This window comes from Terriglobia bacterium (genome assembly GCA_036496425.1).
Taxonomy (GTDB): Bacteria; Acidobacteriota; Terriglobia; order 20CM-2-55-15; family 20CM-2-55-15; genus 20CM-2-55-15.
Window position 1 is genome coordinate 23,547 of record DASXLG010000192.1, and the last position, 9,428, is coordinate 32,974.

Consider the following 9,428-nt stretch of genomic DNA (forward strand, 5'->3'; position numbering starts at 1 on the left):
GTATTACGGATTCGCAGAACAACTTGATTGCAGCATAGTGTGTGACTGACCCCCTGCCGCCGCTTCGCGTCGGCTGTCCCTCTGTATCAGGGGGACAGCCGAAAGTAGCTGTTTGTCTAACTGTCCCCCTGTCAAGGGGGACAGCCGGCCGCACGGCCGGCAGGGGGTCGCTTACACCTCATGTTGAAATCGAGTTTTCTGGCTGAAACGCCGCGTATAGGATTCCTCTTACGAATTTTAACTTGACGATGAACGAACGGTGCGTTACAACCTCGCGCTATCAGTCGGAAACAATTCAACGTCCTACAATCACGGAGCAACCCCCATGCTGCAGACGAAGAGAGTCGGGTTCGGTTTTCTCATAATGGTGGCAATCGCGGTCACCGGCCATGCACAGACACTCGGCACGATTGCCGGGTTGGTCAAGGACGCGTCCGGCGCGGTTATACCCGGAGTCAGCGTGGAAGCCGCCAGTCCGGCGCTGATCGAAAAAATTCGATCGGCCGTCACGGACGAAAGAGGCCAATATGCCATCATCAATCTTGTACCGGGCACCTACAGCGTGACGTTCACGCTGCCGGGGTTCAACGCGCTCAAGCGCGAGAACGTCGACATTCTGGCCAACTTTACCGCGACGATCAACGCGGAGCTGAGAGTAGGCGGGGCTGCGGAAACGGTCACCGTTTCTGCGGAGGCGCCGTTGATCGACACCTCGGGCACGATCACCGACCGCGCCGTCACTCCGGACGTCATCAAGGCGATTCCCAACGGCGACACGATGTATCAGCTGGCGGCGATGATGCCGGGCGTCACCATCAGCGGCGGCCAGGACGTCGGCGGTTCGTCGGGCTCCCCGGTTGGCGCGCAGCTCAGCGCGCACGGCGGCACGGGCAACGATGAAGTGCAACTGCTGGACGGCGTGCGCATCGGCAATATGATGGGCGGCAGCCGCACACAGCAGACCTTGTCACCACTCCTGTACGACGAAGTGGACGTCCAGATCTCGGGCCAGGGCGGCGATGCGGTGTCCCTCGGTGTGACGAGCAACTCGATTCCGCGATCTGGCGGCAATGGCTTTTCGGGTACGGTTCTCGTGAACGGGTCGTCGCCGGCGCTGCAAAGCAACAATCTGACCACTCGGCTCCAGGCGCTGGGCTTGACGTCGGTGACGGCCATAAAGACGCTCTACGATTTCAACGGATCGTTCGGTGGACCCATCCTCAAAGACCGTTTGTGGTTCTACGGGACGGAGCGGTATCAGACAAACCAAACCTGGGCCGCCGGCGCTTATTATGACCAGAATCCGCTTCCGACGCCCACCAACCTTGTACGCGTTGCGACCCCACAGCAGGGGTACAACCCGAATTTCATATGGGACAACACCCTGCGATTGACTCTGGCAGTGACGCCAAAGCTGAAAGTGAACGGGTTCGGCGTTATGCAGCGCAAGTGGTGGCCATACTATCCCGGTAATCTCAGCTCCGCCGTCTCTCCCGAATCAGTGGAACAAGTGACGTGGCCGGGCCGCATGTATCAGGTCGCGGCGAACTACACCGCGTCGAGCCGTCTCATTGTCGAGGGCGGTTACAACTACCAGGACAGTTCCGACAAGTGGGCGCCGGAACCTTTTGCGAACAACTCCGCTGGCACGGCAGTACGGGTCACGGAGCAGGGCACCACGTTGACCACTGCGCAATTCGGCTTGCCTGCCGGCACGGTGATCGCGCCGGTTACCTATGGGCCCGTCGCTCCCAATGCCGTCGCAGACAACCCCATGCACATGTACGACGCCCGGGGGACCGCGAGCTACGTGACGGGCACGCACAATTTCAAGGTCGGCTTTGACTTGCAGCGGGGCTTCCGGGAGCAATATTGGTGGCCTTTAAGCAGCGGTGTGACCAACCCCATTGCCTACCGCACGCTCGGGTACGTGCTCAACCAGATCACGATTTATGCGCCGCCCGGCAGGTATAGGGGGAATCTGAACTACGATGCCGGCCTCTTCCTGCAAGATCGCTGGAAGATCAACCGCCTTTCGCTCACCGGCGCCTTCCGCCTCGATTTGCAGAAGGAGTCGTACAGTCCGACCACGCTCTCTCCATCACAATTCGTCCCCAACCGTCCGATTCAGATCATCCCCGGCGCGAATGTCGTGAATTGGAGGGATACCAATCCGCGGTTCGGCGCCGCATACGACCTTTTTGGTAACGGGAAGACGGCGCTGAGGGCATCGGCCGCGCGCGGCGTTGCCGGAGAAACGGTCGCGACCGCCAGCGCGCTCAATCCCGGCTCGGCCTTCGCGACGAACACCGCCAGGACTGTGGCGAACGGCGACGCCAGCAATTGCAACCTGTTAAATCCAAATGCGAACGGAAACTGCGGGCCATGGCAGACGCCGGCCTTTGGCAGTGCGACCGCGATCACGCAGGAGGATCCGGCCTTGCTGCACGGCTGGAATGTTCGTCCGTGGAACTGGGAGTTCTCGACCGGCGTGCAACAGCAGATTGCACGCAACGTGTCGGCCGGCATCACGTACTACCGCCGCGTCAATGGTGGTTTCACCCTCACACAGAACCTGGACCAGGCTGCGGTGGATTACACGTCGTACAATCTGACGGTGCCGACCGATTCGCGGATACCGTCGTCCGGACAAACGTTGACTTTCTATGACGTCAACCCCGGAACAACCTCTCTGGGGTTCTCGCCGCTGGCAACGAACAACTTGATCACCGCCGCCTCAAGATTCGGTAATCAGTTCCAGCATTACAATGGTTTCGACATCGTCGGAAGCATGCGGCAGGTTCACGGCGTGACCATGAGCGGCGGTATCACGTTTGGCCGGACGCTGACGGACAACTGCCAGATCGTGGCGAAGCTGCCGTACATTCTGGGGGCGAACCCGCTGCAATATTGTCACGCTCTCACCGGCGAGGTGCCGCAATACAAGTTGCTCGGGCAGTATACGCTGCCGTGGCAGAACGTCCGGTTCAGCGCCAACTACCAGAGTCTGCCCGGACCGTCCGAGCAGGCAACCGTCCTCTACACCCAGGCGCAGGTCACCAGCGCACTCGGCCGTCCAGCCACGGTGGCCGGCAACAAGTCGTTTAATACGATTAAGGCCGGCAGCGACTATGGCGATCGCCTGAACCAGGTCGATCTCCGGTTCAGCCGCATCTTCAAGTTCGGGGAAAGAGGCTCGCTGGATGCGAATTTCGACATCTATAACGCCTTCAACTCGGATGCCGCACTCGCGCAGAGCGCCACGTATTCCGGCACCAACGGCGGCGCGTGGCTCCTGCCCACGTCCGTCATCGTGGGCCGCCTCATTAAATTCGGCGGCCGCTGGGACTTTTAGCTCCTTTAAGAATATTGGATCATGCAATGATCCAATATTCTCAAAAGGGGAACCGGATGGTTCCCCTTTTGCCGCTTTACAGGGCGACGCGGATGATGGGATCACTCCAGCCGGTATAACCGTTCGGAGTGACGGCGCGGGCTTGAAAGACGTAGGTGGTGGCGGGAGTAAGACCGGCGATCGTCGTCGCAGATCTCACCTGGGCGATTGGCAGGGTCGTCCATGACGCCGGAGTGCCGCCGCCCGGAGGCACCACACCCCATTGCACGAGGTAGCGGACCGCGCCCGCAATTTTCACGAGTTTGGCCTTGATGACGCCGTGCTCGGGACCCGAAGTAAGCGAACGGAAGGCTTCGAAACCGGCGACTTCTTCGTCCTGGTAGACGTCGCAGCCTGGAAGCCGGGAACACAAAGATCGTGGCTGACGCGGTAAAGCGGCTTCCCATTGACGTCGAGGAACCGGCCGGCTTCCGGCTGGACGGAATCCGACCATGTACGGTTGCATTTTGGAATGCACGCGTACATTTGCGAATGTACGGAAACATTCGCAAATGTATGGATACATTGGCGAATGTAAGCCTGCAATCGGGAATACAGCGATACATTGGCGAATGCAGGGATACATCGGCGGATGTATGCTTACATTCGTGAATGCAGCAATACATCTGGAAATTTTAAAAAAACTCCCTGCCCGACCTTATATATAGGCTCTCAAAACTTCAGGAGCTAACCAATGTGCGGGATGGTTAATTTTGACTGGAGCGCCTGATATCCCTACTTTTAATCCGAATTGAGGTAACTCCCGCAAGGTCAAGTTCATAAAGGGGCCGCCAGAGCATCTTGTGCTGGCGCACGCCCGAATCATGTCCCGGGGAATCAGAAGTGCCGGCCTTGGAAACGGAAAAGTAGCATCGCTTCTAAGAATAAACCCTCGGGCGCCACGATAAGACGTGTCCCGTTATTTTCGCGGACGCTGCCTATCCTCGTAACCTGGCCAGAGATTGCAGTGCCAACCGGACGAGCTGGAGTATCGTAGCGCTTGGCCAATGCGCACCAACCGCCCCCTCATGCGGTTCGCAGCCGTAGCAAGCTCTGCTACTATTTTGTGGATACCGCGCCGGTTTCTGCACGGTACGGGGTGAAACATGGCAGACGATACGATCGATCTATTCAAGAACTACTTGCTGCTCGAGTCCGACGGCGAGGCGGTCACACTTCCCGGCGGCGGAGATTTCTGGGGGCAGTTGATGTCGGGTAATCCTGCGGACGCGGGCATTCGCCGGCTTATCGGCAGCGAACATGGGAGACTGTTCTCCGCGCTGGACATGGTCTCCGACTGGACAAACTGGGAGATGCACCCGGCAGGCGATGAGGTGCTGGTGATGCTGCAAGGCGCTGTGACATTCCGCTTCGAGGAAGCTGCGGGGCCACGCGAAATCGAGTTGGCTGCGGGCCGGGTGCTGATCGTGCCCAGGGGCGTGTGGCACACCGCTAAAGTACGTACACCGTCAAAGCTGCTGGCGATCACCGCTGGTCAAGGCACGCAGCACAGGCCCGCGTAGCGATGCACGTTTCGATCAGCGGGTATCCGGCCACCGTGCAGGACCGGCAAAGTCATAAAACACACGAAATAGATTGTCGTCCAGATCCGCGGCCGTGAACTCATGTAACCCCCACGGTTTCGACTCCGGCGCTGAGAGCAATTTCGACTGGCTCTTGCACCACAAGTCATAAAGCTCATTCACTTCTTCTTTGCTGTGGAGATTGAGCCAGATCAGCACCGGCCCGCGATTTGCATTCGACCGCCGTCTACGGGCCATGCTTCATATCACTGATGGTGAGTCAGTAGCAGGAACGCTGAGGAAATCAGGGATACCCGGGAATGTCAGAGTCTACGGTGACTTGATGTACGAAGGACCGGCACCGGCTGGTCTTAACGCGGAAATGTGGCGCGAGGTCCGCGCCCGCTTCATGCCCGAAGCGGGTCTACGCGCCACTCCGGAGGAGGCACGGGAATATCTGGACGAGTGCCAGGATACGCTCGCCGCTTTCTCTCAATATGAGGAAGCGGTCATCTGGCTCGACAATAGCCTCTCGAACCAGTTGATCCTTATCAAAGTGTGCTCGATTGGTTCAGCCGCCGGAATTCAGCTGGCGCAAAGCTGAGCCTCATCTGCATCGGGCGCTACCCCGCCCTGGATCACTTTCGCGGGCTTGGAGCACTGATGGCGAACCAACTGGCCTCGCTCGCCGACACGCGACTTCCCGTCGGTGAACTGCAGTATCGCATCGCGCAGACGGCATGGCATGCATTCACGTCGCCTGATCCCATGGACATTCAGCGCTTTATCGAGAACGATACTTCTGGGTTACCGTTTATTAACACGGCACTGCAACGTCATCTGGAACAGTTTCCCGCTGTCAACGGCGGTTTGTCCCGCACGGAGCCGCAGGCTCTTTCTGTCCTTCGGGAGCATGAGTCGCTCTCTGGCGGACAGCTTTTTGTCGCGGTACAGCGTCAGGAGGAGCAGGCCTTCATGGGAGAACACTCGTTCTACCGGCTGATGGCCGACTTGCACAACGCTCGTCATCCGCTCGTCAAGATATCCGACACGGCCCAGCAAGGTCGAGTAGACGTCAGGATCACAGAAACAGGACGAGACGTCATTGAGGGTCGCGCGGACCACATCCGCTTGAACGGCATCGATCGATGGCTCGGTGGCGTTCACCTTAAGGGTGAGAACGTCCCATGGCGCTGCGATCGCGCGTCTGAGCGGATTATCCATCGATAGCTCAAGCGGCCCGCGCTTCCCGGCGAAATTCGGAACCAAGAACACTTTCGGAGATCGCGAGATTGCTAAATAGGTCGCGCATCTAGAACAAAGAAATTGGATACCTGCGGCATCTCCGAAGCGTTCAACAAAAACTGGAAGAATAATCGATCGCCGAAAAATCAGAAAATCGTCTGTCCCGTTAGGACGTCCACGTTGAACCCGTCCGCGGACCCGGAATTGCCCCCTTTAGCGCCTATTTGCCTCCAATCGCGTTAATACCCGCCTGACAGAACTTCTCGTCATTCGCGGGCAGCGATCCGCCACAGCCGATCGCAGCTACAACTTTTCCGTCCTTAAGAATCGGCAACCCGCCCTGCCCAATTGTGATCTCCCATGCGCCCGCGGGAGGTGCAGTGAGCGTTACCGGAATGGGCTTGCCGGCAGCAATCGACTCCTGAGCTTCTCTGGTCGGCACACCCAGAAGCAACGCTGCACGTGCTTTGCCTTGCGAACTTGTGACCGCTCTGGCCGAGGCGCCATCCATTCTTTCAAAATAAACAAGATCGCCGTTGCCATCGACGATCGCGATCGCGACTTGTGCATTCGCAGCAACAGCAGCGGCCTCCGCTGCGGCTATCATCCTTTTCGCTGTCGCTGCATCGACCCCGACGGGTTTTGCGGGCGCGGCCTGACCGCGCCCGCCGCCTTGTGGAGCCTGAGCTGCAATTACGAAGGACACAAAAACAAACACGATCAGAATCGAACCGACCGGGACCAACCTCTGCATAGCATGCTCCTCTCTATGGGTGTGCATGAGCCTACTTAGAGGTGCACGGTTCGTCAACTCCGAAAGATCGCGATAATCAGGTGAATTCATACTGAAAGTTTCGCGACACGCCGTTCGTTTTTAGTGCAGGAGAAAGCTGAAAGACTCGTTGGACGCGATGTCGCGTGGTAGTTCCCCTTTAACGAAGAGCCGGGCAGGTGTGCCGCCCAGAAGCCTCAGTTCCGAACCATCGATTCGCAGCATCGTGCCTTCGCGTCTGCCTGGGACGGGAACGCCGGGGTTCGCGTGCGTGAACTCCATGCGCCGCTCGTCGCGGGTCTCTCCCATGTGACCCTCGATTTCGCGTCCATGTAATGAGGGTTTATCTGGAATGGAACAAGGCCGAGGGCGTCCAAGGTTTGGCGGTTCGACGATCGGCATGTCGTTGGCCGTCGGATCGTTGAGAAATAAAGACGCGAGTTTCACTCCGACTGTTGTTGCGCCTTCTGTTTAGTATTTTTAACGACCTTGTTATGCCGCCTTCGGCTGGCGCAGCCAATCCTCCAGGCGGATTGCCCCAAGCCGGGCATCGTCGCCGGGCACCAGCGAGCGATCGTCAAGGAGAGCGCCGAAATAACGCGCCTGTGGATCGCTGACGACTTCACGCGGGTCGTCGGTTGCCTTGAGGTAGCGTCCAATCAGTTCGCTCATCGGCTGCCGTTCGGGCCCTGCGATTTCGATGATACCGTTGACAGGCGAGCCAGGCGCAGCGTCCGCCACAGCCTTGGCAACATCGTCGGCAGCGATGGGCTGGAAACTGGCATTCGACAGGCGAACACGTTTGCTGTCGGCGCCGGCGGCGGCGATCGCGCCCAGGAATTCGAAGAACTGCGTTGCCCGGATGATCGTATAAGGGATGTCCGATGTTTTGATGAGCCGTTCCTGGGCCAGCTTTGCGCGCAAATACCCACTGTCCGGCAGGCGATCGGTTCCGACCACCGAGAGTGCGACGTGATGACGCACACCGGCCTCTTTTTCCATGCGCGCGAGATTGCGGCCCGAGTTCTCGAAGAAGGAAAGGACCGCCGCGTCCTCGAAGGACGGAGAGTTCGAGACGTCCACGACCACCGCTGCTCGGGCCAGCGCCTCGGCCAGACCCCGACCGGTCGTGGCATCGACCCCGGTCTTTGGCGAGGCAGCAAGGACCTCGTGACCCTTTTCGGTCAGTGTCTTTACAACCTTGGTTCCAATGAGGCCGCTGCCTCCAATCACGACGATCTTCATTTTGTGTCTCCCTTCAGTTAACGTCACACGTTTGGTTGCGCCCCATCATCGAGCAAGAAAGCACGAGCCAGTGCGTCTCCACTTAAAAAGGATGGCAGGAATGCGTTCACAACTCAATCCGTAGATTCCCGGGGAATGAGGGCGCACAGAGCGCCGTGAACGGTTGCGGAAATCAGCACTCCCTTTGATGCATGTCTGTAAAAGCTTATCTGGAGTCGCCGCTGCATTGCGCGGCGAGCGTCACCGGATCGGACCTGAAGACAAGAATCCGCGCGATACTCTGCGGCGGCATAGAGTGCGATCTCAGCTGGGCGAAGAAGATCTTGCTGGCAACCGCAGCGTTGCCGCAATCGCCGGACCCGATTGCGGTCGGCGTGTTGAGTCCGCGCTTACTGCCCGCGGATTCGCTCATATTCCCCGTTCCCGTCCGGCCGCGCCTCTCATTCGAGGTCGCGTCGGCCAAATCCGTCGATCGGGCATTTCCTCTGCGCGGGAGCTTGAGCACGCGACGTCCTCGCGTTCTAGTTTTTGTGAGCGCCTTAGCGCCCGCCTGATTTGGTTGAGCCTCTACCTATTTATCCTCGGGATTGCGCAGAAGCTTGATAATGTGGGCTGACAAACCCTCCTTGATCTCGTTATGTCGCGGGACTGGTTGGGAAACCTTTGTTTTCGGGTTTGTGTACCAGTCGTGCTTTTTGCCATGGCGGATGAGGGAACAGCCGAACTTTATCCAGGACCCGAATGAGGTCCGTTCGTTTCATGCGACAATTAAATCGTCGACTTTACGAATTCCTGAAAGGTTCCCGCTGGTCATCTCGCTATAGAGATCCTTAAGGTGATCTTTCAGATCTTCAAGCGAAGTTCCCTGCGTCCAATAGTCCGGATAATCCAGCAGGTATCCGATCCATCCCTCTTGTTCCTGCCAATGTACGAATTTGACAGTCTTCATAAGCTTCATTTTAGGCCGCCGATTACGCCAATTGCGCTAATTAATTGCGGAATAAAAAGGGTGCACTGAATCGGCCTGAATTCAGCGCATCCTTCCCGAGTTTAGAAGTTGAGAAGGGTATTGAACGAATTAAGTCTATCGGACTGGATATGAAAAACTCTTGAGAAGGAATTAACCCATGAAGACGATACCACTCGATGATGCGTTAGAAGCTCTAGCCTGAATTTCCACGGCACACCATTCGCCTAAGTTTTGTCAGCCGGAATCCCTGATTGCCGGCCCCCTCGAATCACGCTGAGA

General features: G+C 58.0%; 12 protein-coding genes. 4 read left to right on the forward strand and 8 right to left on the reverse strand.

Translation table 11 applies throughout. The annotated features are described in order from the left end of the window. The first annotated feature begins 325 nt into the window (after positions 1–325). The gene (locus tag VGK48_13655; GenBank protein ID HEY2382218.1) at positions 326–3,355 is read left to right on the forward strand and encodes a carboxypeptidase regulatory-like domain-containing protein; all 3,030 of its coding nucleotides are present in this window, start codon (positions 326–328) and stop codon (positions 3,353–3,355) included. Positions 3,356–3,431: 76 nt separating this feature from the next. Here VGK48_13655 and VGK48_13660 read toward each other — a convergent pair whose 3' ends face one another. Beyond that, positions 3,432–3,860: a hypothetical protein gene (locus VGK48_13660; GenBank protein HEY2382219.1), complete on the reverse strand. Its 429-nt coding sequence runs from the start codon at positions 3,858–3,860 to the stop codon at positions 3,432–3,434. Between the two features lie 640 nt (positions 3,861–4,500). Between VGK48_13660 and VGK48_13665 the strand changes: the two genes are divergently transcribed. Further along, entirely contained in the window at positions 4,501–4,917 is a 417-nt protein-coding gene (locus tag VGK48_13665; GenBank protein ID HEY2382220.1) for a cupin domain-containing protein, read from the forward strand. A gap of 15 nt (positions 4,918–4,932) precedes the next feature. Here VGK48_13665 and VGK48_13670 read toward each other — a convergent pair whose 3' ends face one another. Further along, positions 4,933–5,175, reverse strand: coding sequence for a hypothetical protein (locus tag VGK48_13670; GenBank protein HEY2382221.1), 243 nt, complete (start codon positions 5,173–5,175; stop codon positions 4,933–4,935). On the opposite strand from VGK48_13670, the gene VGK48_13675 reads away from it, so the two are divergent. Together VGK48_13675 and VGK48_13680 are read left to right on the forward strand one after the other, a co-directional pair. Further along, positions 5,174–5,521 (forward strand): DUF1835 domain-containing protein, encoded by a 348-nt coding sequence (locus VGK48_13675; GenBank protein ID HEY2382222.1) that lies wholly within the window; start codon positions 5,174–5,176, stop codon positions 5,519–5,521. The two genes, VGK48_13670 and VGK48_13675, sit on opposite strands and share 2 nt — an antisense overlap. Positions 5,522–5,580: 59 nt before the next feature. Then, positions 5,581–6,147, forward strand: a complete 567-nt coding sequence (locus VGK48_13680) for a hypothetical protein (protein HEY2382223.1) — start codon at positions 5,581–5,583, stop codon at positions 6,145–6,147. A 235-nt stretch (positions 6,148–6,382) separates the two neighbouring features. On the opposite strand, the gene VGK48_13685 is transcribed toward VGK48_13680, so the two are convergent. The 6 genes from VGK48_13685 to VGK48_13710 form a co-directional block, all read right to left on the reverse strand. Further along, on the reverse strand, positions 6,383–6,916 hold the full coding sequence (locus tag VGK48_13685; GenBank protein ID HEY2382224.1) for a heme-binding protein: 534 nt from the start codon (positions 6,914–6,916) through the stop codon (positions 6,383–6,385). A 120-nt stretch (positions 6,917–7,036) separates the two neighbouring features. Then, positions 7,037–7,243, reverse strand: a complete 207-nt coding sequence (locus tag VGK48_13690) for a hypothetical protein (protein HEY2382225.1) — start codon at positions 7,241–7,243, stop codon at positions 7,037–7,039. A gap of 183 nt (positions 7,244–7,426) precedes the next feature. After that, positions 7,427–8,179: an SDR family oxidoreductase gene (locus tag VGK48_13695; GenBank protein HEY2382226.1), complete on the reverse strand. Its 753-nt coding sequence runs from the start codon at positions 8,177–8,179 to the stop codon at positions 7,427–7,429. 205 nt (positions 8,180–8,384) lie between these two features. Further along, entirely contained in the window at positions 8,385–8,591 is a 207-nt protein-coding gene (locus VGK48_13700; protein HEY2382227.1) for a hypothetical protein, read from the reverse strand. A 159-nt stretch (positions 8,592–8,750) separates the two neighbouring features. Continuing rightward, positions 8,751–8,909 carry a type II toxin-antitoxin system HicA family toxin gene (locus tag VGK48_13705; protein HEY2382228.1) on the reverse strand — a complete coding sequence of 53 codons (159 nt, stop codon included), beginning with the start codon at positions 8,907–8,909 and terminating at the stop codon, positions 8,751–8,753. Positions 8,910–8,936: 27 nt separating this feature from the next. Continuing rightward, entirely contained in the window at positions 8,937–9,128 is a 192-nt protein-coding gene (locus tag VGK48_13710; protein ID HEY2382229.1) for a type II toxin-antitoxin system HicB family antitoxin, read from the reverse strand. Positions 9,129–9,428 lie beyond the last annotated feature (300 nt).

Coding starts and splice junctions, on each gene's coding strand:
- VGK48_13655 (HEY2382218.1), top strand. CDS start 326: ATGCTGCAGACGAAGAGAGTCGGGTTCGGTTTTCTCATAATGGTGGCA.
- VGK48_13660 (HEY2382219.1), bottom strand. CDS start 3,860: ATGCAACCGTACATGGTCGGATTCCGTCCAGCCGGAAGCCGGCCGGTT.
- VGK48_13665 (HEY2382220.1), top strand. CDS start 4,501: ATGGCAGACGATACGATCGATCTATTCAAGAACTACTTGCTGCTCGAG.
- VGK48_13675 (HEY2382222.1), top strand. CDS start 5,174: ATGCTTCATATCACTGATGGTGAGTCAGTAGCAGGAACGCTGAGGAAA.
- VGK48_13670 (HEY2382221.1), bottom strand. CDS start 5,175: ATGGCCCGTAGACGGCGGTCGAATGCAAATCGCGGGCCGGTGCTGATC.
- VGK48_13680 (HEY2382223.1), top strand. CDS start 5,581: ATGGCGAACCAACTGGCCTCGCTCGCCGACACGCGACTTCCCGTCGGT.
- VGK48_13685 (HEY2382224.1), bottom strand. CDS start 6,916: ATGCAGAGGTTGGTCCCGGTCGGTTCGATTCTGATCGTGTTTGTTTTT.
- VGK48_13690 (HEY2382225.1), bottom strand. CDS start 7,243: ATGGGAGAGACCCGCGACGAGCGGCGCATGGAGTTCACGCACGCGAAC.
- VGK48_13695 (HEY2382226.1), bottom strand. CDS start 8,179: ATGAAGATCGTCGTGATTGGAGGCAGCGGCCTCATTGGAACCAAGGTT.
- VGK48_13700 (HEY2382227.1), bottom strand. CDS start 8,591: ATGAGCGAATCCGCGGGCAGTAAGCGCGGACTCAACACGCCGACCGCA.
- VGK48_13710 (HEY2382229.1), bottom strand. CDS start 9,128: ATGAAGACTGTCAAATTCGTACATTGGCAGGAACAAGAGGGATGGATC.